The 25,906-nt window shown below is 69.1% G+C and carries 21 protein-coding genes; 9 read left to right on the top strand and 12 right to left on the bottom strand.

What is annotated here, in order from left to right:
* Positions 1-792, bottom strand: a complete 792-nt coding sequence (locus OG787_RS07110) for a Tat pathway signal sequence domain protein (RefSeq protein WP_369031263.1) — start codon at positions 790-792, stop codon at positions 1-3.
* Between the two features lie 552 nt (positions 793-1,344).
* Here OG787_RS07110 and OG787_RS07115 point away from each other — a divergent pair.
* A complete protein-coding gene (locus tag OG787_RS07115; protein WP_369031264.1) occupies positions 1,345-2,181 on the top strand; it encodes an aldo/keto reductase in 837 nt (278 codons plus the stop codon).
* 4 nt (positions 2,182-2,185) lie between these two features.
* On the opposite strand, the gene OG787_RS07120 is transcribed toward OG787_RS07115, so the two are convergent.
* The 3 genes from OG787_RS07120 to OG787_RS07130 all read right to left on the bottom strand — a co-directional run bounded on the left by OG787_RS07120 (position 2,186) and on the right by OG787_RS07130 (position 4,791).
* Entirely contained in the window at positions 2,186-2,971 is a 786-nt protein-coding gene (locus tag OG787_RS07120; protein WP_369031265.1) for a VOC family protein, read from the bottom strand.
* A gap of 105 nt (positions 2,972-3,076) precedes the next feature.
* Entirely contained in the window at positions 3,077-3,778 is a 702-nt protein-coding gene (locus OG787_RS07125; protein ID WP_405534596.1) for an SDR family oxidoreductase, read from the bottom strand.
* A 110-nt stretch (positions 3,779-3,888) separates the two neighbouring features.
* Positions 3,889-4,791, bottom strand: coding sequence for a class I SAM-dependent methyltransferase (locus OG787_RS07130; RefSeq protein WP_405534597.1), 903 nt, complete (start codon positions 4,789-4,791; stop codon positions 3,889-3,891).
* Positions 4,792-4,947: 156 nt separating this feature from the next.
* On the opposite strand from OG787_RS07130, the gene OG787_RS07135 reads away from it, so the two are divergent.
* Positions 4,948-5,718 (top strand): phytanoyl-CoA dioxygenase family protein, encoded by a 771-nt coding sequence (locus OG787_RS07135; RefSeq protein WP_369031268.1) that lies wholly within the window; start codon positions 4,948-4,950, stop codon positions 5,716-5,718.
* Between the two features lie 142 nt (positions 5,719-5,860).
* Here the strand turns inward: OG787_RS07135 and OG787_RS07140 are convergent, their stop codons facing one another.
* Both OG787_RS07140 and OG787_RS07145 read right to left on the bottom strand, forming a co-directional pair.
* Positions 5,861-7,567, bottom strand: a complete 1,707-nt coding sequence (locus OG787_RS07140; RefSeq protein ID WP_405534598.1) for a glycoside hydrolase family 6 protein — start codon at positions 7,565-7,567, stop codon at positions 5,861-5,863.
* Between the two features lie 79 nt (positions 7,568-7,646).
* On the bottom strand, positions 7,647-9,155 hold the full coding sequence (locus tag OG787_RS07145; protein WP_405534599.1) for a cellulase family glycosylhydrolase: 1,509 nt from the start codon (positions 9,153-9,155) through the stop codon (positions 7,647-7,649).
* Between the two features lie 276 nt (positions 9,156-9,431).
* Here OG787_RS07145 and OG787_RS07150 point away from each other — a divergent pair, with 276 nt between their 5' ends.
* Both OG787_RS07150 and OG787_RS07155 read left to right on the top strand, forming a co-directional pair.
* On the top strand, positions 9,432-12,347 hold the full coding sequence (locus tag OG787_RS07150) for a glycoside hydrolase family 48 protein (protein WP_405534600.1): 2,916 nt from the start codon (positions 9,432-9,434) through the stop codon (positions 12,345-12,347).
* 284 nt (positions 12,348-12,631) lie between these two features.
* Positions 12,632-15,289, top strand: coding sequence for a cellulose binding domain-containing protein (locus OG787_RS07155; RefSeq protein WP_405534602.1), 2,658 nt, complete (start codon positions 12,632-12,634; stop codon positions 15,287-15,289).
* A 70-nt stretch (positions 15,290-15,359) separates the two neighbouring features.
* Here the strand turns inward: OG787_RS07155 and OG787_RS07160 are convergent, their stop codons facing one another.
* Entirely contained in the window at positions 15,360-17,258 is a 1,899-nt protein-coding gene (locus tag OG787_RS07160) for a rhamnogalacturonan lyase (protein ID WP_405534603.1), read from the bottom strand.
* A 114-nt stretch (positions 17,259-17,372) separates the two neighbouring features.
* Complete coding sequence (locus tag OG787_RS07165; RefSeq protein WP_369031273.1) at positions 17,373-18,329, bottom strand: helix-turn-helix transcriptional regulator; 957 nt, start codon at positions 18,327-18,329, stop codon at positions 17,373-17,375.
* Between the two features lie 71 nt (positions 18,330-18,400).
* Here OG787_RS07165 and OG787_RS07170 point away from each other — a divergent pair, with 71 nt between their 5' ends.
* Both OG787_RS07170 and OG787_RS07175 read left to right on the top strand, forming a co-directional pair.
* Complete coding sequence (locus tag OG787_RS07170; RefSeq protein ID WP_369031274.1) at positions 18,401-18,889, top strand: hypothetical protein; 489 nt, start codon at positions 18,401-18,403, stop codon at positions 18,887-18,889.
* Positions 18,886-19,431 (top strand): hypothetical protein, encoded by a 546-nt coding sequence (locus tag OG787_RS07175; RefSeq protein WP_405534604.1) that lies wholly within the window; start codon positions 18,886-18,888, stop codon positions 19,429-19,431. The genes OG787_RS07170 and OG787_RS07175 overlap by 4 nt, the downstream gene beginning before the upstream one ends.
* Here the strand turns inward: OG787_RS07175 and OG787_RS07180 are convergent.
* Together OG787_RS07180 and OG787_RS07185 are read right to left on the bottom strand one after the other, a co-directional pair.
* Positions 19,403-20,143, bottom strand: a complete 741-nt coding sequence (locus OG787_RS07180; protein WP_369031276.1) for a class I SAM-dependent methyltransferase — start codon at positions 20,141-20,143, stop codon at positions 19,403-19,405. The two genes, OG787_RS07175 and OG787_RS07180, sit on opposite strands and share 29 nt — an antisense overlap.
* 21 nt (positions 20,144-20,164) lie before the next feature.
* Positions 20,165-20,470 carry a 4a-hydroxytetrahydrobiopterin dehydratase gene (locus OG787_RS07185; RefSeq protein ID WP_405534605.1) on the bottom strand — a complete coding sequence of 102 codons (306 nt, stop codon included), beginning with the start codon at positions 20,468-20,470 and terminating at the stop codon, positions 20,165-20,167.
* A gap of 108 nt (positions 20,471-20,578) precedes the next feature.
* Between OG787_RS07185 and OG787_RS07190 the strand changes: the two genes are divergently transcribed.
* The 3 genes from OG787_RS07190 to OG787_RS07200 all read left to right on the top strand — a co-directional run bounded on the left by OG787_RS07190 (position 20,579) and on the right by OG787_RS07200 (position 23,329).
* The gene (locus tag OG787_RS07190) at positions 20,579-21,424 is read left to right on the top strand and encodes a helix-turn-helix domain-containing protein (protein WP_405534606.1); all 846 of its coding nucleotides are present in this window, start codon (positions 20,579-20,581) and stop codon (positions 21,422-21,424) included.
* Positions 21,425-21,557: 133 nt separating this feature from the next.
* Positions 21,558-22,421 carry a helix-turn-helix domain-containing protein gene (locus OG787_RS07195; protein WP_369031279.1) on the top strand — a complete coding sequence of 288 codons (864 nt, stop codon included), beginning with the start codon at positions 21,558-21,560 and terminating at the stop codon, positions 22,419-22,421.
* A 92-nt stretch (positions 22,422-22,513) separates the two neighbouring features.
* Positions 22,514-23,329, top strand: a complete 816-nt coding sequence (locus OG787_RS07200) for an SAM-dependent methyltransferase (RefSeq protein ID WP_405534607.1) — start codon at positions 22,514-22,516, stop codon at positions 23,327-23,329.
* A gap of 102 nt (positions 23,330-23,431) precedes the next feature.
* Here OG787_RS07200 and dnaK read toward each other — a convergent pair whose 3' ends face one another.
* Positions 23,432-25,294 carry a molecular chaperone DnaK gene (gene dnaK, locus OG787_RS07205; protein ID WP_405534608.1) on the bottom strand — a complete coding sequence of 621 codons (1,863 nt, stop codon included), beginning with the start codon at positions 25,292-25,294 and terminating at the stop codon, positions 23,432-23,434.
* Positions 25,295-25,403: 109 nt separating this feature from the next.
* Complete coding sequence (locus OG787_RS07210) at positions 25,404-25,832, bottom strand: OsmC family protein (protein ID WP_369031282.1); 429 nt, start codon at positions 25,830-25,832, stop codon at positions 25,404-25,406.
* Positions 25,833-25,906 lie beyond the last annotated feature (74 nt).

Raw genomic sequence — 25,906 nt, forward strand, 5'->3', positions numbered from 1 at the left:
TCAGACGAGTTGGTAGCCGCGGAGGTTGGTGAGGAGCAGGTAGGTGTCCTGGAGGGACCCGGAGGTGTCGCCGAGGGAGCGGTAGATGCCCCACTTCGGGCGCACCCGGTCGGCCAGGAAGGTGTCGACACCGGTCTTCGAGGCGTCGATCACCGTCGAGCCGCCCGACGTGAGGATCCAACGGACCGTGCCCGCCGAGCCGTTGCCGACCTTGATCTGGAAGTCGACGTCGGTCCATTTGTTGTGCAGCGGCTCCAGGTTCGTACGGCCGATCAGGATGTTGTCGATGGCCAGCTTGAGTTCGATGGTCTGCACGCCGTTCACCCGGCGCAGCGACTGCACGACGAGCGGCGAGGTGCCGCTGCCCGGCTGCTTCATCTGCATGATGTGGGTGAAGGTGGTGGTCGCCTTGAGCGAGCTGGGGATGTACATCGAGTAGGTGACCCGCCAGGTCTGGCCCTCGGTCCACTTCAGGTAGTTGCTGCCGCTTCCGTTGCGCAGGCCCGTGACCTCCTGGCGCTGGCGGTCGGTCGAGGTGTCGCGGTCGACGGTGTGCATGTTGAAGCGCCAGTTGTTGCCGGTGGCGTAGATGTGCGGGCTCGCGGAGGTGTGGGAGTCGGCGCGGTCGTCCTCGATGGTCTCGAAGGCGCCGAGGCCGTTCGCGCTCGCCGACGGGGCCCATTTCTGCTGCCAGGAGGCGGCGTGGGCGGTGGTGGCGGTCGGCAGACCGACGGCCGCTCCGGCGGCCCCGCCGAGGGCGGCACCCAACAGGGTCCTCCTAGATGTGCTCATGACACTCATCACCTCTCAGTAGTTCGTCGCAGTTGTTCGTTCATGATCAGGAAGGCACCCAAGCCATGGAAGTCGTTGGTGGCCCGGGTGCGGGCGATGTGGCACGCGTAGTCGCCGACGTTCGTACGGTCAGGGTGGCGGCGGTGAGGGCGAGGGATCGTCAGTGCCGTCTACAGATGTCGTCTCATGGTGAGGCGGTCACCTTTTCATCCGATGTTTTCCGGTGCCTTCCGATGCCTTCTGCCGCTCCGACTGTTCGGTGGGCACGGAAAGACGAGGGGTGGGGGGTTGCGACTGCCCAGACGGGCACAAGCGTTCACATCCATGTACCAAGTTCATCGACTCAGCCGTCGGCGCGAACCAGCGTCGCGGCAGGGACGTTCCTGGGTCAATGGTCCGGACCGAAGACGTCGGATGGATTTCCGGCCAATCTCGCTCCTCCGACGCCGACTCATCGGTCAGTTCCGACGGATTCCCCGGACAGGAATGCACCACGGCCCGTGATCGTTGACGATGGGAGCACCACTCCGACGACTGAAGGATCGAGAGCTCGTGAGCAGCAAGGTCCCCCCGATCATCCTGAACAACGGCGTCGAGATGCCCCAGTTGGGCTTCGGCGTCTGGCAGGTGCCGGACGACGAGGCGGAGCGAGCGGTCGCCACCGCGCTGGAGACCGGGTACCGCAGCATCGACACGGCCGCGATCTACGGCAACGAAGAGGGCACCGGCAAGGCGATCGCCGCGTCCGGCGTCCCCCGCGAGGACCTCTTCGTCACCACCAAGCTCTGGAACGGCGACCAGGGGTACGAGTCGACGCTCCGCGCCTTCGACACCTCCCTGGAGAAGCTCGGCCTGGAGTACGTCGACCTGTATCTGATCCACTGGCCGCAGCCGGCCAAGGGCAGGTTCGTCGACACGTACAAGGCGTTCGAGAAGCTCGCCGTGGACGGCCGCGCCAAGGCCATCGGTGTCTCCAACTTCCTTCCGGAGCACCTCGATCGGCTTCTCGCCGAGACGTCGGTCATCCCGGCCGTCAACCAGATCGAGCTGCACCCGCATCTCCAGCAGCACGCGGCCCGCGAGTACCACGCGGAGCAGGGCATCGCCACGGAGGCCTGGTCCCCGCTCGGCTCCGGCAAGGGCCTGCTGGAGGTCCCCGCGATCGTGGCCATCGCCCAGAAGCACGGGCGTACGCCGGCCCAGATCGTGCTGCGCTGGCACCTCCAGCTGGGCAATGTGGTGATCCCCAAGTCGGTGACGCCGTCCCGGATCAAGGAGAACATCGAGGTCTTCGACTTCAGCCTGGACACGGAGGACCTCGCGGCGATCAGCGCGCTGAACGAGGACCGGCGACTGGGCCCGGACCCGGCGACCTTCGAATCCGGCTGATCCTTCAGACAGTTGCCGTGGGCTGGGCGGCGCCCGCGTTCACCGCGAACGCGGCGCCCCACGGGTCGAGGAGCGTCGCCTGGCGTCCGATCGCCTGCTGGGTCTCGGCCGGGTAGACGAGCGTGGCGCCCCGGGCGAGCGCCGCGTCGACGGTCGTGTCGCAGTCGTGGACCGTGAAATACGGCAGCCAGCGCGCCCCCGGCTCGAACCAGCTGGCGGGCGGTGTGATCCCGAGGGCCTCGGCCGGTGTCGTCATCAGGGCGCCCTGGGCTCCCGGCAGCCCCTTGCCGGCGGGCGAGAGGATGGTGCAGGCGGCGCCGCGTTCCAGGACGACGTCCATGCCGTCCCACGCGAACACCGCCTGGTAGAAGGCCTTCGCCCCCGGTACGTCCATGGTGTAGTACTGCGTCCACCACAGGGCGCCGGGGGCATCCACGAGGCCGAGAACCGGGGCCGGTCCGGGCTCGCGGAGGCCGAAACGGACGCCGTCGGGGTCCGTGACGTACAGGGCGCAGGTGTCGGCATCGGCGTCCTCCGCCCGTTCGCCACCGGCCGCCGTCACCGATCCGGCCGCCGCCTGCGCGTCCCGCGTGTGGAACGAGAGCACCCAACCACCCGCCGCCGCCTGGGCCTCACGCACCCCGGCCACCACAACTCCGTCGAGCCGGAACACCTCGGCGTCCCGCTCCCAGCCGAACAGAGCCGCGTAGAACTCGCTCGCCGCCCGCACGTCCGGCGTGCGCAGCTCGACCCAGTTCGGCGCGCCCGGTACCTGGTCGGTCGTGAGCATGTGCGACCTCCGTGCCAAGGGGAACTGCCTGGACGTTCTTAGCATCCCAGGCAATTACCCTTCCCCGCACGGCGGTTGATCGACTCCCGGCCGATCGGGAGGCCGTCAGACGGGTTGCCCGATCGGTCGTACGACCACGGTGTTGACGTCGACTCCCTCCGGCTGCCGGATCGCCCAGACGATCGAGTCGGCCAGTTGGTCGGCCGTCAGCAGGTGCCCCGGCGGGAGGCTGCCGTAGCTGTCCCAGAACGGGGTTTCCACGCGCCCGGGGGCCACCAGCGTCACGCCGACGCCGAACTCCGTGACCTGACGTCGGGTGTTCTCGGCGAGGCCGGTCACCGCCCACTTGGTCGCCCCGTAGATGTTGCCCGGCCCGTGGATGAACCCGGCGACGCTGCCGACCAGCACGATCCGGCCCCGGGTCTCCTTCAGCGCGTCGATCGAGGCCCTGATGAGCAGCGCGGGCCCGAGCACGTTGGTGAGCACCATCTCGGTCCAGCCGGCCGGGTCGCCCTCGGCGACGGTGTCGTGGGTGGCGAACCCGGCGTTGGCGACGACCGTGTCCAGCCGCCCGAACTCCTTGAGTGCCGCCTCGACGGCGCCGCGCACGTCGTCGTACTCGGCCGCGTTCCCGGCGATCGTCAACAGCCCTGCCGGGCGGCCGAGTTCCTCGGCGAAGCCGCGCAGCCGCTCCTCTCCCCGGCCGGTGACGACGACCCGGTGACCGGCGCCCAGCAACTGCCGCGCGACGGCGGCACCGATACCGCTGCCGCCACCGGTGATGAGCGCGACGGGTGCTTCGGACATGGTTCCCCCTGTGTGCCGTACGAGTGTCGTGAACGGCGGAGAGTCCATCACTTGAAGCGCTCTCCAAGTCAAGGACGTCAGGGACACTCGGAAGCGACGGCCCCTGAGGGCTACTCCCCCGGCTTGGTGCCCGTGTAGAGCGTGAGCGCGGACAGGACGAAGAGGTCGGGGCGGTGGTGCAGGCCCGCCTTGTCGTCGGGGTCGAGCAGGCGGTCGAGGGTGGCACGGTCCTCGGTGTCGAGTTCGTCCCCGAACATCGTGCGGCGCCGGTCGAAGACGTCGATCACGTGCGCGCGGGCCTCGTCGGTGAGCGGGGCGGGGAGGTCGAGGAGGAAGGTGCGGGTGCCGGAGGGGCGCAGACCGGCGGCGGTGAGCAGGGCCGGCCAGTCCTCGGTCTCGCGGACATGGCCGGGAAGCGTCGTACGCATCTCGGTGAACCAGGTCTGCTCGATCAGGTCGAGACGCGTCTCCAGTCCGGGGCGCCCGAAGCCGAGGTCGCGCGGCAGGTTCCGCTCCGGGAGGCCGCCCTCCATGACGGCGAGTGTGCCGCCCGGCGCGAGGACGGCCGCGAGCGCGGTGAGCGCGGCCCGTTGGTCGCCGACGTGGTGGACGACACGGCTCGACCACACCAGGTCGGCGGGGTACTCCAACTCGCCGAGTCCGTCCGGGAGTTCGGCCTCGATGGTGCTGAAGCGGTCGGTGTTGCCGAGGCGTTCGGCGTTCTCGCGGGCCCGATCGAGGAGCGCCGCCGAACTGTCCGCCGCGACGATGCGCGCCTCGGGGAACGTCTCAGCGAAGAAGCCCGAGATGATGCCGGGGCCGCTGCCCGCGTCCACGATCAGCCCTGGTTCGGGCTGCTGCCGGGACAGCCAGGCAAGCGCGTCGGTGTAGAGCGGGGCGAACAGCTGCGCCTGTCCCTCCAGCATGGGGATCATCTTGGCGAAGTCGATGTCGCCGTGGTTGTGTGCCTGGGCGTGCTCGTGCGTGTGCTCGTGCCGGTGCTGATGGGCCATGGTCTACGGGCCTCCCGTCGTCGTTGCCACCAGCCTGCTCCGACCCCGCCGACCAGGCCAGTTCTGTTGCCGATACGGCAAACCGGGACGACCTCCTCGAACGCGCACGGCAAAAACCGGATGCGCGGGCCCGCCGCTCTCCCCCACGATGTGCACATGGACGACAAGCTTGTGGAGCGCTTCCTCGAAGACGGGTTCGTGAAGATCGAGGGCGCCTTCCCGCCGCGTGTCGCGGAGCACTGCGCGCGGCTGCTGTGGCGGGAGACGGGGTGCGACCCGGACGACCCCGGCACCTGGACGAAGCCCGTGCACTGGGTGTCGGACATGGCACAGGGCCCGTTCGCCGCCGCGGTCAACACCCCTGTGCTGCATGAGGCGTTCGACACGCTGGTGGGCGAGGGCCGCTGGGCGTCGCGCTACTCCCTGGGCAGCTTTCCGCTGCGCTTTCCGCACGAGGAGGAACCGGACGACGCGGGCTGGCACATCGAGGGGAGCTACGCCGTCGAGGGCGCCGACTGGCCGTATACGAACCTCCGCTCCCGGGACCGGTCGCTGCTGATGCTGTTCCTGTTCAGCGAGGTCGGCGAGGAGGACGCCCCGACACGCATCCGGGTCGGGTCCCATCTGGACGTACCGCCCCTGCTGGAGCCGTACGGCGAGGAGGGCGTCTCGGGCCTGGAGATAGCCCCGCAACTGGTGGAGGCCTCGGCACACCGCCCGCTCGCCTACGCCACCGGCAGCCCCGGCGACGTCTACCTCTGCCACCCCTTCCTGGTCCACGCGGCCCAGCCCCACCACGGCACCCGCCCCCGCTTCATGGCCCAGCCCCCACTGCACCCGACGGTGCAGTACGACCTGAACCGCAAGGACGAGAACTACTCGACGGTGGAGTTCGCGATCCGCCAGGGCCTGGGGAAGAACAACTGAAGAACCCTGACGGACCGCGCCCAACTGTCCAGACGGCACAGATGAACACCGGCGCACACCCACGCCCCGCTTTTAGGGGCGCGGGGAACTGCGCGACCAGCCCCCACCGGGCCGCAGCAACCAAACCGCCGAACCAGCGGAGCTAAAGTGCCGGGTACGCGTTCCTCATCAGTTCCTGGAACTGCGCGGAGAACCAGTGCCCCGAAAGCGGCGAGTTCGCCAACGCCCCCGACAGGTTGTTGTTGTTCCGCGGGTTACCGGTATACGTCGGGTCGCACATCCGGTCGAACCCCTTGCCCTCGTCGTTCGGAATCGCCGTGCTGGACCCGTCCGACTCCCCCGGAGGCTTCATCCAGACGTACGCGTCGATCCCGGTAGCCGGAGCAGCCGTGGGCCGTTCGCCCAGACCCGCACCGGACTGGTTGCACCAGTTCCCGACATGGATGCGCCGGTCATACCGCCCACCGTCGACATACGTGTCGACGGTCGTCGTCGCACCGGGCCCGGCCGGCCTCGCACTGCCACCCCACCCGTTCCTGGACGTGTCGATCAGCATGCCGATCCCGGACGGGAAGCCGACCGTCACCAGCTGGTTCCGGAACGCCTGCGCGAAGGACAGCTCGTCGGTGTACCGGTTCCAGTCCACCCACTTCGACTCGCGGACGGACTTGCCGGCCACGGTGTCGTTGATGGTGAAGTTGTTCTCCTTCAGGGCGCTGTAGTTCGCCGTGTTGGTGATGAACCCGTGCACGTCGCCCACGGTCGCGCCCTCGGCGGTGGCCGCCTGCTTGAACACATCGGCGGAGGCACCGAAGTTGTCGTCCCAGCCGATCCAGCCGTGGTGGCCGGCGTCGACGTAGTTGTAGACGTTCGGCACGTCACCGAGCTTGCCGAGCGCGTAGCCGACGCCCTTGATGTAGTTGCCGTTCGCCTTCATCACATCGCACGCGGCCGTGGCCGTCGGACGACTGCCGGTGTTGGTGACGAGGTTGGGCAGCGAGTCGATCTCGACGGTCGTGACGATGCGCAGACCCGCGTACTTGGTGTCCGCGAGGATCGCCGCGATCGGGTCGATGTACGCGGTCTTGTAGCGGTCGATCTCCGTCGGGCCGAGTTCGCCGTTGGAGGCGAGGGCGGCGCAGTCGCGGCCGGGCAGGTTGTAGATCACCAGCTGGACGACGAGTTCGCCGGTGCCCTTCTGCTGGAGGGCCGCGTCGAGGTGGGCGCGCAGCCCCATCCCGCCGTTGACGCCGTTGATCGCGGCGATCCGGTCCAGCCAGACGCCGGTGGGCTGGCTGGAGATCCGGCTGCCGCCCGTCTCGGCGGCGGCCTTCGCGGACCACTCCGGGTTCACGTACACCCGGGCGCCCGCGTACGGGTTGTCGACCCGGTTGGACGGCGTACCGGGATCCGGGTCGGTGCCGCCGCCGTCGTCGACGTTGCAGGTGACGCCGTCGAGGATGAAGGAAGTCGGGAGCGCGTTCGTGCCGCTGTAGCTGCCGTTGAAGCCGAAGCTCACCGAACCCCCGGTGGCGAGCGTGCCGTTGTAGGTCTCGTTGGCGGCGGTCACGCCGGTCCCGCTCTGGGTGATCTTCGCGTTCCAGCCGCTGGTGACCTGCTGGTTGCCGGCGTACGACCACTTCACGGCCCAACTCGACTTGGCCGCGCTGTTGTTGGTGATCGTCACGGCGGCGGTGAAGCCGGTGTTCCACTGGCTCTGCACCTTGTAGTCGACGGTGCAGGGGATCGCGGCGATGCCGACGTCGGCCGGTGCGGCTGCGACGGCGGCGCCGGTGGCACCGGCGACCAGCGCCATGGCGGCGAGGATCGCTGTTCTGGTACGGCTCATGAGTGCGGGTGTCCTCTCGTGTTCCGGTTGTCTTCCGGGTGGGGTGAGAAGCGCCTTGCCATAAGGGGGAGTTGAAGCACTAGCCGATGGCGCGCAGGTGGTCGCGCAGTCCGATGCCGAAGGCCGTGGGTGTGCCGTCGTAACCGGAGATCAGGGACGGGCCGGAGGCGCAGTTCCAGGTGTTCCAGGTCCAGCCGAGGTACGACAGGGAACGGTCGTCGAACCACTTCATGACCCGGTCGATGAAGGAGTGCGCGCAGGTGTTCTCGCCGATCTCGCCCGCGACCAGCGGGACCTGGGCGGCGACCGGCGCGAGTGTCGAGTCCCAACAGCTTTCGTTGGAGCAGGAGTTGAAGTTGTAGACATGCCAGGCCGCGGCGAGATTGCCCGTCGGGTCGGTCGGCTTGTACGTCAGCCACTGGCTGAGGTCGTTCGAGTAGGCGAGCCCGCCGGCGAGGATCACGTTCTGAGCACCGGTGGCCCGGACCGCGTCGATCAGATCCTGCATACCGGCGACCTCGTACCCGATGCCGGGGCAGGTGCCGCCGTCCCGCCAGCAGGTCCAGGCCTGGGCCGCCGTGGAGGTGGCGCGGTCCGGGTAGGGCTCGTTGAACAGGTCGAACACGACGGCCGGGTCACCCTTGAAGGTGTTGGCGACCGAGGTCCAGAAGGCGGGCGTGTACTGCATGTCGGGCATCGGCTTCTGGCAACTGGCGTGTACGTCGGAGCAGCCGGCCGAGTTGCCCGTGTACTGGCCCCAGGTCCAGTGCAGCTCGACCATCGGCGTCATGCCGTGCGCCTTCACCTTCGCCACCAGGTCCTTGACGGCGGCGATGTAGTTGGCGCCCGCGTACTCGGACCTGATGTTGGACAGCCCGAGCCAGCACTCCTCGTTGAGCGGGATGCGTACGGTGTTGACGTTCCAGTCGGCGATCGCCTTCACCGAGGCGTCGTCGACGGGCCCGTCCCAGATGCCGTTGCCCTGGACGCACGCGAACTCGCCGCCGGAGCGGTTGACGCCGAGCAGTCGCCGGGTGGCGCCGCCGGAGTCGACGAGCTTGTTGCCGGACACGTGCAGGGCTGGCGGTCCGTCCTCGGGGACCGGCGGATCGGAGGGCGACGGAGTCGGTGTGGGGGTGGAAGTCGGGGTCGGAGTCGGGGTGGGCGCCGAATCCACGTTGCACGTCGTCCCGTTGAGCTTGAACGACGCCGGTACGGGATTGCTCCCCGACCGTGAGGCGAGGAACCCCGCGCTGACGCTCGCGCCCGTGCCCAGCGAGCCGTTGTAGCTCTCGTTGGCCGCGGTGACGGTGACACCGGACTGGGACCACTTGGCGTTCCAGCCCTGGGTGACCTTCTGACCTGCGCCGAAGTCGAAGGTGAGACTCCAACTGCTGAGCGCCGCCAGGTTGTTGGTGACCTTGACGGAACCCTGGAAGCCGGCGTCCCACTCACTGGTGACCGAGTACTCCACCGTGCACGCGGGGGTGGCTCCCGACGCCGTGAGGACCGGCGCGACCGCGGTGCCCACAAGGGCGACGGCGGCGCCGAGCACGACTAAAAGACCTGAACGCGGGGGGTGTCGCATGAGCGACTCCTTGCAGATCGGGCGCGTCGTGACGGACGCGTCGACTGATGGAACCGCTCCCACTGGTGTCAACGAAGCTAGCGCCAAGTGACGGTAAAGGACAGAGGAGTTGACGTGTTTCCATCAGATGTCGCCGTCGAATCTTTTCGACTCTTCAAGCACCTTGACCCTTGACACGCCTGTCCCCACTATGGGAGCGCTCCCACTGGTTCAAGGCTTGTTGCTCTCCCCACTTCTTACGCGAGCACCTCCGAGCCGCTAGGAGGAACCAGCACCATGCACCCCCGACACAGACGCCGCCTCGCGCGGCGGTTCTGGACCGCTGTCGTGGCGGCCCTCGCCCTCCCCCTGACCATGCTCGCAACAGGTACAACTCCCGCGCAGGCGGCGGCAGTTCAGTGCAGCGTGGACTACAAGACGAACGACTGGGGGTCCGGTTTCACCGCGGACGTGACGATCACCAACCGCGGTACGGACGTCATCAACGGCTGGACACTGACGTACGCCTACGCGGGCAACCAGAGGCTCAGCAATGGCTGGAACGGCACCTGGTCCCAGTCCGGCCAGACGGTCACCGTGCAGAACGCCACGTACAACGCGACGATCGCCGCCGGCGCGGCGGTCAGCACCGGTGGGCAGTTCACGTACAGCGGCTCCAACGCGGCGCCGACCTCGTTCGCCATCAACGGCACGACCTGCGCGGGGGCCCACCAGCCGCCGGTGACCGTGCTGACCAGCCCGGCCGCGGGCGCCGTCTACTCGCAGGGTGACGCGGTGCCGATGGCGGCCACGGCAGCGGCGGCGGACAGCGCGACGATCACCAAGGTCGAGTTCTACGACGACACGACGCTGCTCGGCACGGACACGACCGCGCCGTACACGTACTCCGCCACCGGCCTTGCCGTGGGCAGTCACTCACTGCTGGCGAAGGCATACGACAGCCTGGGCGCCTCGGCGCCGTCAACACCGGTCGGCATCACGGTCGCCTCGGGTCCCGCCGTGGTCGCCGTACCGACCCAACTCGGCGTCCAGCAGGGCCAGTCGGCGACGTACGACGTGAAGCTTTCGACGCAGCCGAGCGCCAACGTGACGGTGACGACCGCTCGCGCGAGCGGCAACACGGGCCTGTCGGTGACGGGCGGAGCCTCGCTCACCTTCACGCCGGCGAACTGGAACACGGCCCAGAAGGTGACCATCACCGCCAACGCGACGGGCACCGGAACGGCGGCCTTCGACTCGACGGCCACCGGCCATGCCAAGGCGACGGTCACCGTCACCGAGCTGGCCGCCTCGAAGGTGTACGACGCCCGCTTCCTGAACCTCTACGGCAAGATCACCAACCCGGCGAGCGGCTACTTCTCCCCCGAGGGCATCCCCTACCACTCGGTGGAGACGCTGATCGTCGAGGCGCCGGACCACGGCCACGAGACCACGTCGGAGGCGTACAGCTACCTCCTGTGGCTCCAGGCCATGTACGGCAAGGTGACGGGCGACTGGAGCAAGTTCAACGGCGCCTGGTCGATCATGGAGCAGTACATGATCCCCACGCACGCCGACCAGCCGACCAACTCCTTCTACAACGCGTCGAAGCCGGCGACGTACGCCCCCGAGTACGACCTGCCGAGCCAGTACCCGGCCGCGCTCAACACCGGGGTCTCGGTCGGCACCGACCCGATCGCGGCCGAGCTGAAGACCGCGTACGGCACGGATGACGTCTACGGTATGCACTGGCTCCAGGACGTCGACAACGTCTACGGCTACGGCAACTCACCCGGCAAGTGCGAGGCGGGTCCGGCGGACACCGGCCCCTCCTACATCAACACCTTCCAGCGCGGGCCGCAGGAGTCGGTGTGGGAGACGGTTCCGCAGCCGACCTGCGACGCCTTCAAGTACGGTGGTACGAACGGGTACTTGAACCTGTTCACCGGCGACGCGTCGTACGCCAAGCAGTGGAAGTTCACCAACGCCCCGGACGCCGACGCGCGTGCCGTGCAGGCCGCCTACTGGGCGGACATCTGGGCGAAGCAGCAGGGCAAGGGCGCCGATGTCTCGGCGACCGTCGGCAAGGCGGCGAAGATGGGCGACTATCTGCGCTACTCCATGTACGACAAGTACTTCAAGAAAATAGGGAGTTGTGTCGGCCCGACGACCTGCCCGGCCGGTACCGGCAAGGACGCCTCGCACTATCTGATGTCCTGGTACTACGCGTGGGGCGGCGCCACCGACACCGCGGCGGGCTGGGCCTGGCGCATCGGCTCCAGCCACACGCACGGCGGCTACCAGAACCCCCTGGCCGCCTACGCGCTCAGCTCGTACGCCGACCTGAAGCCCAAGTCGGCGACAGGGCAGGCGGATTGGGCGACCTCCCTGACCCGGCAGATCGAGTTCTACCGCTGGCTCCAGTCCAACGAGGGTGCCATCGCGGGCGGCGCGACCAACAGCTGGGCGGGGCGGTACGCCACTCCCCCGGCCGGTACGCCGACCTTCTACGGCATGTACTACGACCAGCAGCCGGTGTACCACGACCCGCCGTCCAACCAGTGGTTCGGCTTCCAGGCGTGGTCCATGGAGCGGGTCGCCGAGTACTACCAGCAGACGGGCAACGCGGCGGCGAAGACCGTCCTGGACAAGTGGGTCGACTGGGCGCTGTCCAAGACGACCATCAACCCGGACGGCACATACCGGATCCCGTCGACACTCCAGTGGTCGGGCGCCCCCGACACCTGGAACGCGTCGACTCCGGGCGCAAATGCGGGACTTCACGTCACCGTCGCCGACTACACGAACGACGTGGGTGTGGCGGCGGCGTACGCGAAGACGCTGACGTACTACGCCGACCGCTCCGGTGACACCGAGGCGGCGACGACGGCGAAGGCACTCCTCGACGGCATGTGGGCCAACCACCAGGACACCCTGGGCGTCGCCGTCCCGGAGACCCGCGCGGACTACAACCGCTTCGACGACGGTGTCTACGTGCCGTCGGGCTGGACCGGCACGATGCCGAACGGCGACGCGATCAACTCGTCGTCGACGTTCGACTCGATCCGCTCCTTCTACGAGGACGACCCCAACTGGTCCAAGATCGAGGCGTACTTGGCGGGCGGCGCCGCGCCCTCGTTCACCTATCACCGGTTCTGGGCCCAGGCGGACATCGCCCTCGCCATGGGTTCGTACGCGGAGCTTCTCGAATAGCCCCCGCTGAGCGCTCCGCGGGTTGGGCCGTGTTCGGCTGCGGGCCCGTTGTGGCTGGTCGCGCAGTTCCCCGCGCCCCTATCGGGGCTCGGGACAAGCACCGCTCGTTCTGTGGAACCGCTTGAAGGCTCCGCGTGCGCGGTCTCGTCACCTGACGACGAGACCACCTGGCCGGGCGGCCCCCTCCCGCACTGGGGGTCGCCCGGCACCTCTCGCAATACGAGGAAAGCGCTTACCACCCCACCTGTACCTTCCCGATTCCCCCCACCCGGAAAGGACCCCCCGTGCGAAGAACCCGTATCCTCACCGCCGTACTGGCCCTGGCCGCAGGCCTGTTGGCGGGCAGTCCGTCTGCTCTCGCGGCCCCGAGTGCGCCTGAGGTGACGCTCGCCGCGGACACGTACACCTGGAAGAACGCCCGGATCGACGGCGGCGGTTTCGTCCCCGGGATCGTCTTCAACCGTAGCGAGCGGAACCTGGCGTACGCGCGTACGGACATCGGCGGTGCCTATCGCTGGCAGGAGTCGACGAAGACGTGGACCCCGCTGCTGGACTCGGTCGGCTGGGACCGCTGGGGGCACACCGGGGTGGTCAGCCTCGCCTCCGACTCCGTGGACCCGAACAAGGTGTACGCGGCTGTCGGGACGTACACGAACAGCTGGGATCCCGGGAACGGTGCCGTGCTGCGGTCCGGTGACCGGGGCGCGAGCTGGCAACGGGCCGATCTGCCCTTCAAGTTGGGCGGCAACATGCCCGGCCGGGGCATGGGTGAGCGGCTCGCGGTCGACCCGAACCGGAACAGCGTGCTGTATCTGGGCGCGCCCAGCGGCAAGGGCCTGTGGCGGTCGACGGACTCGGGGGCGACCTGGTCGCAGGTGGCGAACTTCCCCAACGTCGGCAACTACGCCCAGGATCCGACCGACACCAGCGGGTACGCCAGCGACAACCAGGGCATCGTCTGGGTCACCTTCGACGAGTCGACGGGTACGGCGGGCAGCGCGACCCGCACGATCTATGTCGGGGTCGCCGACAAGGACAACGCGGTGTACCGCTCGACGGACGCGGGCGCGACCTGGTCGCGGGTGGCCGGCCAGCCCACCGGGTATCTGGCCCACAAGGGCGTACTGGACGCCACGAACGGCTATCTGTACCTGCCGTACAGCGACAAGGGCGGTCCGTACGACGGCGGCAAGGGCCAGTTGTGGCGGTACGCGACGGCGACCGGCACCTGGACGAACATCAGCCCGGTCGCGGAGGCGGACACCTACTACGGGTTCAGCGGGCTGACGATCGACCGGCAGAAGCCGGGCACGGTGATGGCGACGGCGTACAGCTCGTGGTGGCCGGACACGCAGCTCTTCCGGTCGACGGACAGCGGCGGCACCTGGACGAAGGCCTGGGACTACACCTCGTACCCGGGCCGCTCGAACCGCTTCACGATGGACGTCTCGTCCTCGCCCTGGCTGACCTTCGGCGCGAACCCGTCGCCGCCCGAACAGAGCCCGAAACTGGGGTGGATGACGGAGTCGCTGGAGATCGACCCGTTCAACTCGAACCGCATGATGTACGGAACGGGCGCGACGATCTACGGCACCGAGAACCTCACGAACTGGGACAGCGGAAGCCAGTTCGGCATCAAGCCGATGGTCCAGGGCCTGGAGGAGACGGCGGTCAACGACCTGGCGGCTCCCCCGTCGGGCGGGGCCGTGCTGCTCAGCGCACTCGGCGACATCGGCGGCTTCCGGCACACGGATCTCACCAAGGTCCCCTCGATGATGTTCACTTCACCGAACTTCACGTCCACGACGAGCCTCGACTACGCGGAGACCAACCCGGGGATCGTGGCCCGCGTCGGCAACCTGGACTCGGGTCCGCATGTGGCGTTCTCGACGGACAACGGCGCCAACTGGTTCGCCGGGAGCGACCCCTCGGGTGTCTCGGGCGGCGGGACGATCGCGTCGGCGTCGGACGGCAGCCGGTTCGTGTGGAGCCCGACGGGCACGGGCGTGCAGTACGCGACCGGCTTCAGCAATTCGTGGTCGGCGTCGACGGGCATCCCGGCGGGCGCGATCGTGGAGTCGGACCGGGTGGATCCGAGGACCTTCTACGGCTTCAAGTCGGGCCGGTTCTACGTGAGTTCGGACGGCGGAGCGTCCTTCACGGCATCGGCCGCCACAGGCCTCCCGGCCGGCGACAGCGTGCGGTTCAAGGCGCTGCCCGGTACGAAGGGCGACATCTGGCTGGCGGGCGGCGCGACGGACGGGGCGTACGGCCTGTGGCACTCCACGGACGGCGGTACGACCTTCGCCAAGCTGTCGAACGTCGAGCAGGCCGACACGATCGGCTTCGGCAAGGCGGCGACGGGGTCGACGTACCAGACCCTCTACACGAGCGCGAAGATCGGCGGCGTACGCGGCATCTTCCGCTCCACGGACAAGGGCGCGACCTGGACCCGCATCAACGACGATGCCCACCAGTGGGGTTGGACGGGCGCGGCGATCACCGGTGACCCGAGGGTGTACGGGCGCGTGTACGTGGCGACGAACGGGCGCGGTGTCGTGTACGGCGAGTCGTCGGACTCGACCGGTGGCGGGGGCGGCGGCACGGATCCGACCCCCACGGGGGCCTGCGCGGTGACGTACAAGGTGACCAGCGAGTGGTCGGGCGGCTTCCAGGCGGACGTACAGCTCAGCAACACGGGCACAACTGCCTGGACAGCATGGTCACTTGGCTGGTCCTTCCCGAACGGCCAGACCGTCTCCCAACTCTGGAACGCCGAGTACACCCAGTCGGGTGCGGCGGTGACGGCGAAGAACGTGAACTGGAACGCGAACGTGGCGGCGGGTTCGTCGGTGAGCTTCGGGTTCACGGGAAGCTGGTCGGGGACGAACGGGAAACCGACGGCGTTCAAGCTGGGCGACCAGGCTTGCACGGTGGCCTGACACACCTCGGTGGCACACGGGACGGCGGTCGTGCGGGCTCCGCACGACCGCCGTCCTTGATTTCCGTCCGCTAGGGCGTGTACACCGTCGGCCTAGGCGCCGTAGGCATCCCGTTGCCGATGAAGAAGCTCGGGTGCGGGGGTTGGTTGTATGCGGTGTTCTGCCAGGCGATGCCCGTGCGGTACATCGTGTCGTGGAGGAGGGTGGTGATCCTCGTCGTCGTTTCGGTCGGGGTCGAGTAGATGCGCAGGGCCGTGTTGTCGCTCGTCGCCCAGACGATTTCCTCGCGCCAGTCGCCGAAGAGGTCCCCGGAGAGGGCCGGGGTGGCCTTCGTGCTGTTGTTGGAGTGGACGGACGCGCCGGTCAGCAGGCGGGTGTCGGAGGATGTGCCGTACTTGTCGATGTGGGTGCCGTCGAGGAGTTCGCGGACCGGGTCTCCGTCCCACCAGGAGAGGAAGTTGACGGAGGAGGGTTCACGGCCCTTCGTGGCGCCGGCCTCGTCACGGATCGACGAGTCGGAGGCCGACCAGACCTCTGCCCCGTCGTTGCCCGCCCAGATGTCCCCGGCGACTCCGCGACCGTTGTCGCAGCACGCGGCGAGGCTCCAATTGACCGTGCCGTTGGCCGGGTTGATGTACAGCTCGGCCGGCTGGGAGGTCGACTCGGAGACCTTGAAGTACTCCAGGCCCGCGTGCGCCGGGTCCAGGTCGCCGAGGTGCTGGGCGTCGCCGTGGCCGGTCTTGGTCGTCCACAGGCCGTTGCCGTTGTCGTCGACGGCCATCGCCCCGTAGACGATCTCGTCCTTGCCGTCGCCGTCGACGTCCCCGACGGACAGGCTGTGCGAGCCCTGGCCGTCAAATCCCTTGCCGGTGTTGGTGGATGAGCTGGAGTCGAAGGTCCAGCGGCGCGTGAACGCCCCGTTGCGCCAGTCCCAGGCCGCGAGCACCGTACGGGTGTAGTAGCCGCGCGCCATGATCAGGGACGGGCGGACGCCGTCCAAGTAGGCGGTACCGGCGAGGAATCGGTCGACCCGGTTGCCGTAGGAGTCGCCCCACGAGGAGACCGTGCCGCGCGCCGGGACGTAGTCCACCGTCCCCATCGCCTTGCCGGTCTGCCCGTTGAACATCGTCAGGTACTCGGGCCCGGAGAGGACGTAACCGCTCGAATTGCGGTAGTCGGCCGACGAGTTGCCGATGACGACGCCCGTCCCGTCGACCGTCGCGTCAGCCGTCTTCATGGCGACCTCGGCCTTGCGGTCGCCGTCGTAGTCGTACACCTGGAACTGCGTGTAGTGCGCGCCCGAGCGGATGTTGCGGCCCAGGTCGATCCGCCACAGCCGCGTACCGTCGAGCTTGATCCCGTCGACGATCGTGTTGCCGGTGTAACCGGACTGGGAGTTGTCCTTGGCGTTGGTGGGCTGCCACTTGAGTACGAAGTCGAGGGCGCCGTCACCGTCCAGGTCGCCGACCGAGGCGTCGTTCGCCTCGTAGGTGTAGGCGACCCCGTCGGGGGTCGTACCGCCTGCGGGCGGGGTGATCGGGACGTCCTTGTATCCGGTGCGGAACTGGATCGCGTGCACGGAGTCGACCTGTTCGACGCCTCCGACGATCGCGCGGACCGTGTAGTCGGCCTGGGACGGGGCGCCCGAGTGGAAGTAGTTCGTCGACCCGGTGATCGGCGTCGAGTTGACCTTCGTACCGGCCCGGTAGACGTTGAACGACACGTCGTTCGGATCGGTGCCGAGCCAGCGCCAGCTGACCAGGTTGCCGCTGTCGGTGTGCACGCTGACGACACCCCGGTCCAGCGCCTCGACCTGGCGGGCGGTGGCGGCCTCGGCCGGTGCGGCGGAGAGCGACATCAGCCCTGCGGCGGCGAGCACTCCGGCGGTCACGGCGGACAGGAGAGTCCGGCGTCTCGTGCGGATCGGGGTGGGGGGACGGGGTTGTGCGTGCGGCTGCGGGTGCTGCACGGTACCTACCTCCTGCGGGGGGGGACGGACGGGTTCCACCCCTCAGTCGCCGCTGCCCGCAAGGGAGTTGCCGCCCTGGTGCGCGAAGTTGCCGTGTCCGGCGTATCAGGCGTATCAGGCGTGTCCGGCCGCGTATGTTGCGGCCAGTTCCGTCACCGTCCTCGCGATCCGCTCCCGCAACTCGGCCGGCGCCAGCACCTCGACGCCTGCCCCAAGGCGCAGAAACTCATCGTGCGCACGCTCGACGGACTCGATCGGCACCGTCGCCAAGGTCCAACCCTCTTCATCCGTACGGCCGTTGGCCTCGACCGCGCGTCCGGCGGGCCCGGCCAACCGCACGCCGGGCGCCAGCCGCACCACCGCCTCGCCGCGATAGAGCCGGTCGTGGAAGTCCCGCTGGTACGCCGTCCAGTACGCGGCCAGGTCGAAGCCCTCGGGCCGCTCGAACTCCTCGTCCCACGCCGCCAGTTCAAGGATCTGGTCGACCCGGAACGTACGCGGCCCGGGCCCGGCCACCACGTACCAGCGCCCCGCCTTCAGCACGAGCCCGTACGGTTCGAGCCGCCGCTCCACATCCGTGGGCTCGCGCCAGCGCCGGTACCGCACCCGCAGCACCCGCCCACGCCAGACCGCGTCCGCGACGGCCGGGAGGTACGGGGTGTCGTCGGCGTCCGCGTACCAGCCGGGCGCGTCCAGGTGGAAGCGTCCGGCGACCCGGTCGGCGTGCGTGCGCAGCTCGGCCGGGAGCGCGGCACGCACCTTGAGCTGGGCAGCGGCGAGGAACGGGCCGAGGCCCAGTTCGGCGGCCGGGCCCGGGGCGCCGGCCAGGAACAGCGCCTCGGCCTCGTCGGCGGTCAGGCCGGTCAGCCGGGTGCGGTAGCCGTCGAGCAGCCGGTAGCCACCGGCGTGGCCCGCGTCGCCGTACAACGGCACGCCCGCCGCGCTCAGCGCCTCCATGTCCCGGTAGACCGTACGCACCGAGACCTCCAGCTCCTCGGCGAGCTGGGCGGCGGTCATCCGCCCCCGGGTCTGGAGCAGCAGAAGCACGGACAGCAGCCGACCGGCCCTCACGGGAACCTCACCCACACCTTCGCCGGCTTCACTGACACAGGATGACAGTGAAGTGGACCTAGCGTCCCCCCATGCCCCTCACCACCTTCACCGAGAAGCTGCTGACCGTCCCCCCGCCCATCGAGGTGGCCGGCCGGCACATCAAGCGCTACCACGTCACGTCCGACCCGGACGGCATCGCGCCCGAGGTCGCGGAGGCCGCGTACGCGATGCTGCCGAAGCTGCTCCCGGAGCCGGACGGCACCCCGCCCGCCACCTTCGTCGTCCTGCACCGGGGCGGCGACGACGGCGCCTACCTCAACGCGTACAGCTGGGTGTGGGACAACGTCCTGCACTTCCGGGGCGCGGCGGCAGGCCAGCCGGTGCTGGGCTGCCCGGACCGTGACCCCACGCACTTCGTCGCACCCGACCTCCCCTGGATCGGCTGCGTCTGGGAACTGCCGCCGATCCTGCACGAACGCGACGCCTGGGTACGGCACTTGCTGGCGCCCCAAGTCCCCGACCTGGCAGCCTACTTGGCCGACACCCTCCCCGAGGGAACCACTGGAGACCGCTCATGAGCACCCCGCACGACTTCGACTTCCTGCACGGCGACTGGACGGTCCGCAACCGCCGCCGCACCGATTTCCTCGACCCCGAAAGCGGTTGGGAGGAGTTCGACGCGACGAGCCGCTGCTGGAGCCTGTTCGACGGGGCCGCGAACCTCGACGAGATCGACATGCCGCACCTCGGGTCGAAGGGGCTCACGCTGCGGCTCTTCGACCGGGAGACCGAGAAGTGGTCGCTCAACTGGTCGGCGAGCGGCGGCGGCCGACTGTTCCCGCCGGTGACGGGTGACTTCGCCGGTCAACAGAGCGGTCTCCAGAGCGAGTTCCGGGGCGAGTTCCACGGTGATGACGTGTACGACGGCAAGGACGTCCGGGTGCGGTTCGTCTGGTCGGGGATCTCGGACCGCACGGCGCACTGGGAGCAGGCGTTCTCGGCCGACGGCGGGGCGACCTGGGTGACCAACTGGACGATGGCCTTCAGCCGAGTCACCGCCGCCACCCCGCAACAGCCGCTCCTCCCGAGGACTACGGCTTCCGGAACGCCCGCAGGGTGAACACCGGGTCCGGTCGGGGCAGGTCCTGGTCGGGCAGGGCCTCCAGGCGGGTGGCGAAGCCGTCGGCCAGGGGGTGACCCGGCGGCAGCGTCATGAACCAGCCGCGCCGCAGGTCGGCGACGGCCCGCCGGGGGCTGCGCCCCTGCCCGCACCCCCGGAACCGCGCCTCCCCGGCCGGCACCAGCCCGTGCCGGACAGCATGCGCCTCGACGACAGCCGCCGTGTCCGGCGCCGCGCGCCAGGGGCGCGAGGCGAGTACGGCGTCGATGTCGCTGCCCACGTTGTGCGCGGCGCCCTTGTCGACGGTGGTGACGTACACCCCGCCCGGCCTCAGCACCCGCGCGCACTCCCCGATGATGGCCCCGACGTCCTCGGGCCGCCCGGCGAGATGCAGCACCCACACACTGGTCACGGCATCCAACTGGCCGTCGAGAAAAGGCAGTTGGCGGCTGTCGGCGAGTACGACGGCACCGGGAAGCCGGACGGCGGCCCGTCTGGCCATCGCGTCGGTGAGGTCGACGCCCGCCACCCGCATCCCGGCCCGCGCGGCAGCGAGCCGCCGGGTCACGATGCCCGTACCGCATCCCACGTCGAGCAGGCTGCGGGCCTCTTCGGGTACGAGGCTCAGTACGGCGTCCGCCGCTGCGGCGGCCCTGGGTTCGCCGCCGCGCAGGGCGTCGTACCGCTCGGCCTCCTGGCTGTAGTCCAGCACGATCGTGATCCTGTGGCCCGGTCAGCTCGCCCCGTGCCCCGGTGCGAGGGCCTCGACTCTGCGGGCCAGCTCGAAGTCGAGGTCCGTGACGGCACCGCCCACGCTGTGGGTGTTCACGGTGAGTGACACGGTGTGGTAGCCGAGGGTGAGGTCGGAGTGGTGGTCCAGTTCCTCCTGGACCTGGGCGATGTGGAGGACCAGCGCCGCCGCCGCGAAGTGCGAGCCGAGGCGGTAGGAGCGGGCGATCCGGTCTCCGTCGAGCGACCAGCCCGGCAGTTCCGCCAGCCGGTCCTCGATCTCCTTCTGCGACAGCGGTTCGACAGGCATGGCCACGCTCCTTCCACGATGGTGGGGTGCTCTCCCAGCGTGCCACAGTCCGCGCCTTCCGGCCCAGGTCAGGAGGGTACCTGCCGGCCTCTCGGCTACCGTCGCCGTATGACCAGCGTCCCCACCGGCAGCACCGCCCGCCCCAGCAGCCCCGCGGACACGGCGTACGAGGGGGTCGGGCCGCTGCTGCGGGCCTGGCGGGAGCGGCGGCGCGTCAGTCAGCTCGAACTGGCGCTGCGGGCCGACTCGTCCGCCCGCCACATCAGCTTCGTCGAGACGGGCCGCTCTCGCCCGAGCGAGGAGCTGCTCCTGCGGCTCGCGGAGCACCTGGACGTCCCGGTCCGGGAACGCAACGCCCTTCTCCTGTGCGCCGGTTACGCCCCGCGCTACCGCGAGACTCCCCTGGACGACCCGGCGCTGGAATCCCTGCGTGACGGCGTGGAGCGGCTGATCCAGGGGTACGAGCCCTACCCGGCGTTCGTGGTCGACGCCACGTACAACGTCGTGGCCGCCAACCGGGGCATCCTGATGCTGCTCGACGGCCTCCCGGAGTCCCTGCTCACGCCGCCGGTCAACGCGATGCGCCTGACCCTGCACCCGGAGGGCCTGGCCCCGCGCATCCGCAACCTCCGCGAGTGGCGCGGACACCTGCTGGCCCAGATGGAACGCGAGATCGCCCTGCACCGCTCGGCCCCGCTGCGCGCGCTGTACGACGAGGTCGCCGCGTACCCGGTACCGGAACAGGAGGAGAGCCTGGCGGACCACACAACCGGCCCCATGCCCCAGGTCGCGCTCCCGATGCGGATCGAGCACGACGGCCGGCTGCTCTCCTTCATCTCGTCGATCTCCACCTTCAACACCCCGATGGACATCACCGTCGCCGAGCTGGCCATCGAGACCCTTCTCCCGGCCGACCCGGCGACGGTCAAGTACCTGCACTCGATGACGAGTTGACGGAGACGCCTGCATGGGGGAAACCCGGGTTCCGGACCGGAGTGCGCCGCATCTCCATGGCTCGAACCTGTCGAGGCGGCAGCTGAACGTGACACACTGCTCGCTGTACTTCGGCGCGTAGGGGAGGCGTGGCGTGAGTGAGCGGCGGGCTGCGCCCACCGTGGGCCAAGTGGTGCTCGGGAGACGGCTCCAGGAGCTGCGCGAGGCGGCCGGGCTGAAGCGGGAAGAGGCCGCGCGGGTTCTGCGGGTGGCCTCGGCGACCGTACGGCGCATGGAGATGGCCGAGGTCGCCCTCAAAATCCCGTACGTGCACGCGCTGTTGACGGCGTACGGCGTGCCCGAGGACGAGGCGTCCGTCTTCGTCGACCTGGCCGAGGAGGCGAACGAGCCCGGCTGGTGGCAGCGGTTCGCCGATGTCGTACCGGACTGGTTCAGTCTGCATGTGAGCCTGGAAGGCTCCGCCCGGCTCATCCGGTCGTACGAACCCCACTTCGTACCCGGCCTGTTGCAGACCCCGGAGTACGCGCGTGCCGTCATGGAGGCCGGGACGATCGGGCACACGGGCCCCGAGGCGGTCGAGCGGCATGTGTCGCTGCGGATGGCCCGGCAGAAGCTGCTGACCCGCGAACACCCGCCCCACCTCTGGGTGATCGTCGACGAGACGGTGCTGCGGCGGCCCGTGAGCATCCGTGGCGAGGTCATGCGCGAGCAGCTGGACCGGCTCCTCGACGTGTCGGAGAGCGGCCATGTCACCATCCAGGTCGCCGAGTTCAGGGACGGCCCGCATCCAGGCACATCGGCGCCCTTCGAACTGTTCCGCTTCGCCGAGCCCGAACTGCCCGACATGGTCTACACCGAGTACCTGACCGGTGCGCTCTATCTGGACTCCCGCCGTGAGGTCGCCGCGCACCTGGAGGTGCTGGACCACATGACGGCGGGCGCGGCATCGGCCCAGCGCACAAAAGAGATCATCGCCGAGTACCGAGACGGCTACTGACCCCACAGCACCTGCTCCACGTCCCCCCACCCCACCCCCTCACGCGAACCCAAGCCATGACACAGGACCCAGGACCCAGGAGCACAGACGGCATGACCGGACCCGAGGGCGCAGCCACCCGTATCGACACCAGCAGACCGCACCCGGCCCGGGTCTACGACTGGTGGCTCGGCGGCAAGGACAACTACCCGGTGGACGAGGAACTGGCCCGCAGGATCCTCGCTGTGGACGGCACGGTGCTGCGCGGCGCGCGCGCCAACCGCCGGTTCATGCAGCGGGCGACGCGGACCGCCGCCGAGGCCGGGATCCGCCAGTTCCTGGACATCGGCACGGGCATCCCCACCGAGCCGAACCTGCACCAGGTGGCCCAGAGCGTCGCCCCCGAGTCCAAGGTGGTGTACGCGGACAACGACCCGATCGTCCTGCGGCACGCGCAGGCCCTCCTGCACGGCACACCCGAGGGCACCACCGACTACGTACACGCCGACGCCCGCGACCCCGAGAAGATCCTGGGCCTGGCCGCCGGGTCCCTCGACTTCACCCGGCCCATCGCACTGTCGCTGGTCGCACTGACCCACTACCTGAGTGACGACCCCGACGGCGACGACGTGCACGGCCTGCTGAAGACGTACGTCGACGCGCTCGCCCCGGGCAGCTACCTGATCCTCTCCCAGGTCACCCCGGACCTCAGCCCCGAGGCCATAGCCAAGGCAGCCGAACACTTCCGCCGCAGCGGCACCCCCTTCTTCCCCCGCCCCCTCACCGAGTTCCACCACTTCTTCGACGGCCTGGAACTACTCGGCCCCGGCGTGATCCCGGTCTACGGCTGGCGCCCGGAACCGGAGGACGTAGCGGCCCAGGCGGAAGGAATCGTCCCGGTGTACGCGGGCGTGGCCCGCAAGCCCTGAAGGAGCGCGGAGCGCTTCCTTCAGGGGCGCGGGGCTGTATCGATGTGCGGCTCCGCCGCGTGGGCGCGACCAGCCACAACGCACCCGCACCCCGCAACGCACCTACACCCCCGGCCCCTTCCCGTCACCACCCCCCGCCTCCCGCTCGTCATCAACAATCTCCGCGTCCACAACCCCCTCCTCCTCAGCAGCAGACCCGTCCTCCTGCTGTGGAGGAGCCTGCGCATACATCGCCTGCCCCATCCGCTGACTGACAGTTACAAGCTTCTCGACACCAGCCCGAAGCGCACTGATGTCACTCTCCGACGAGAGCAACCCCTTCACCTCGGCAACAGCCGAGGCAACCTCCCCCTTCGCCTCCGCAGGAACCCGCTCCTCGTTCTCCCGCACGAACTTCTCGGTCTGATAGACGAGTTGCTCCGCATGATTCCGCGTCTCGGCGGACTCCCGCCGCCGCCGATCCTCCTCCGCGTACTGCTCCGCCTCCCGCATCATCCGGTCGATGTCGTCCTTGGGCAGCGCCGAGCCGCCCGTGACGGTCATCTTCTGTTCCCGGCCGGTGGCGAGATCCTTCGCCGAGACATGCATGATCCCGTTGGCGTCGATGTCGAAGGCGACCTCGATCTGTGGCACGCCACGCGGGGCCGGCGGCAGCCCGGTGAGGTCGAAGACGCCCAACTTCTTGTTGTACGCGGCGATTTCACGCTCGCCCTGATAGACCTGGATGCCGACTGAGGGCTGGTTGTCGGCGGCCGTCGTGAAGATCTCCGAACGCCGGGTCGGAATGGTCGTGTTGCGCTCGATGAGCTTGGTCATGATGCCGCCCTTGGTCTCGATACCGAGGGACAGCGGGGTGACGTCGAGCAGCAGGACGTCCTTCACATCGCCGCGGATGACACCCGCCTGGAGGGTGGCGCCCAGCGCGACGACCTCGTCCGGGTTGACGCCCTTGTGGGGTTCCTTGCCGGTGAGTTCCTTGACCAGTTCGGTGACGGCGGGCATCCGGGTCGAGCCACCGACGAGGATCACATGGTCGATCGCGGCGAGCTTCACCCCCGCGTCCTTGATGGCCTGGCTGAAGGGCGTCTTGCAGCGGTCGAGCAAGTCAGCCGTCAGTTCCTGGAACTGAGCCCTCGTCAGCTTCTCCTCAAGGTGCAGCGGCCCGTCCGCGGACGCGGTGATGTAGGGCAGGTTGACGGTCGTCTCGGACGAACTCGACAGCTCGATCTTCGCCTTCTCGGCGCCCTCGCGCAGCCGTTGCAGCGCCATCTTGTCGTTGCCGAGATCGATGCCCTGCTGCCCCTTGAAGCGTTTGACGAGGTGGTCGACGATCCGCTGGTCCCAGTCGTCGCCGCCGAGTTGGGTGTCGCCGTTGGTCGCCTTGACCTCGATGACGCCGTCGCCGATCTCCAGGAGCGACACGTCGAAGGTGCCGCCGCCGAGGTCGAAGACGAGCACGGTCTGCTCCTCGCCCCGGTCGAGCCCGTAGGCGAGGGCGGCGGCGGTCGGTTCGTTGATGATCCGCAGCACCTTCAGACCGGCGATCTCCCCGGCCTCCTTGGTGGCCTGGCGCTGGGCGTCGTCGAAGTACGCCGGCACGGTGATCACCGCGTCCGAGACGTCCTCGCCGAGATAGGCCTCCGCGTCCCGCTTCAGTTTCTGAAGCACGCGCGCGGAGAGCTCCTGGGCGCGGTAGCGGGTGCCGTCGACGGACCCCTGTTCGGGGAACCGCCATTGCCCGTCGCCCATATGGCGTTTGACGGAGCGGGCCGTGCGCTCCACGTTCGTCACGGCCTGCCGTTTGGCGACCTCGCCGACGAGCACCTCGCCGTTCTTCGCGAAGGCCACGACGGACGGTGTGGTCCTCGCCCCCTCGGCGTTCGCGACGACGGTGGCTTCACCGCCCTCCAGCACGGCCACCACCGAGTTCGTGGTCCCGAGATCGATCCCGACCGCACGCGCCATAGCTGTCCCCTTTCTCCGGATCCCTCCTATGAGGTACCCGGAAACGACGATGCCGCGCACCTCGGACATCGAGGGGCGCGGCAGGGGCGTGAAAAACTCCCGGCGAACGTCAGGCGAGCTTCGCCGACAGGGTGATCGTCGTGCCGGTCAGGGCCTTGCTGACCGGGCAGTTCTCCTTGGCGTCCTCGGCGGCGGCGACGAAGGCGTCCTCGGCGAGGCCCGGTACGGTGCCCTCCACGATGAGGTGGATGCCGGTGATGCCCTCACCCGGCTGGAAGGTGACGTCGGCCGAGGTCACCAGCTTGGTGGCCGGGGTTCCGGCGCCGGCGAGGGCGTGCGAGAACGCCATCGAGAAGCAGCTGGAGTGGGCGGCGGCGATCAGCTCCTCGGGGCTGGTCTTGCCGTTCGCGTCCTGGGCGCGCGACGCCCACGTCACGGGCTGCTCGGCGATGGCTCCGGAGGAGTCGAAGGTGACAACGCCGCTGCCCTCCAGCAGGTTGCCTTCCCAGACGGTGTGTGCAGAGCGCGTGGTAGCCACGGTTCTTCCTTTCGCGTGTGGTCCCGATGCCGGGGTTCCGTACCCCCCATCCGATCACACTCCGGCCCACTTCC

Origin of the sequence: Streptomyces sp. NBC_00075, assembly GCF_045041225.1 — a bacterium.
Classification (GTDB): domain Bacteria; phylum Actinomycetota; class Actinomycetes; order Streptomycetales; family Streptomycetaceae; genus Streptomyces; species Streptomyces adonidis.

Coding starts and splice junctions, on each gene's coding strand:
- OG787_RS07110 (WP_369031263.1), bottom strand. CDS start 792: ATGAGCACATCTAGGAGGACCCTGTTGGGTGCCGCCCTCGGCGGGGCC.
- OG787_RS07135 (WP_369031268.1), top strand. CDS start 4,948: ATGGACGACAAGCTTGTGGAGCGCTTCCTCGAAGACGGGTTCGTGAAG.
- OG787_RS07120 (WP_369031265.1), bottom strand. CDS start 2,971: ATGCTCACGACCGACCAGGTACCGGGCGCGCCGAACTGGGTCGAGCTG.
- OG787_RS07185 (WP_405534605.1), bottom strand. CDS start 20,470: ATGCCTGTCGAACCGCTGTCGCAGAAGGAGATCGAGGACCGGCTGGCG.
- OG787_RS07145 (WP_405534599.1), bottom strand. CDS start 9,155: ATGCGACACCCCCCGCGTTCAGGTCTTTTAGTCGTGCTCGGCGCCGCC.
- OG787_RS07175 (WP_405534604.1), top strand. CDS start 18,886: ATGAGCACCCCGCACGACTTCGACTTCCTGCACGGCGACTGGACGGTC.
- OG787_RS07150 (WP_405534600.1), top strand. CDS start 9,432: ATGCACCCCCGACACAGACGCCGCCTCGCGCGGCGGTTCTGGACCGCT.
- OG787_RS07200 (WP_405534607.1), top strand. CDS start 22,514: ATGACCGGACCCGAGGGCGCAGCCACCCGTATCGACACCAGCAGACCG.
- OG787_RS07140 (WP_405534598.1), bottom strand. CDS start 7,567: ATGAGCCGTACCAGAACAGCGATCCTCGCCGCCATGGCGCTGGTCGCC.
- dnaK (WP_405534608.1), bottom strand. CDS start 25,294: ATGGCGCGTGCGGTCGGGATCGATCTCGGGACCACGAACTCGGTGGTG.
- OG787_RS07130 (WP_405534597.1), bottom strand. CDS start 4,791: ATGGCCCATCAGCACCGGCACGAGCACACGCACGAGCACGCCCAGGCA.
- OG787_RS07170 (WP_369031274.1), top strand. CDS start 18,401: ATGCCCCTCACCACCTTCACCGAGAAGCTGCTGACCGTCCCCCCGCCC.
- OG787_RS07190 (WP_405534606.1), top strand. CDS start 20,579: ATGACCAGCGTCCCCACCGGCAGCACCGCCCGCCCCAGCAGCCCCGCG.
- OG787_RS07125 (WP_405534596.1), bottom strand. CDS start 3,778: ATGTCCGAAGCACCCGTCGCGCTCATCACCGGTGGCGGCAGCGGTATC.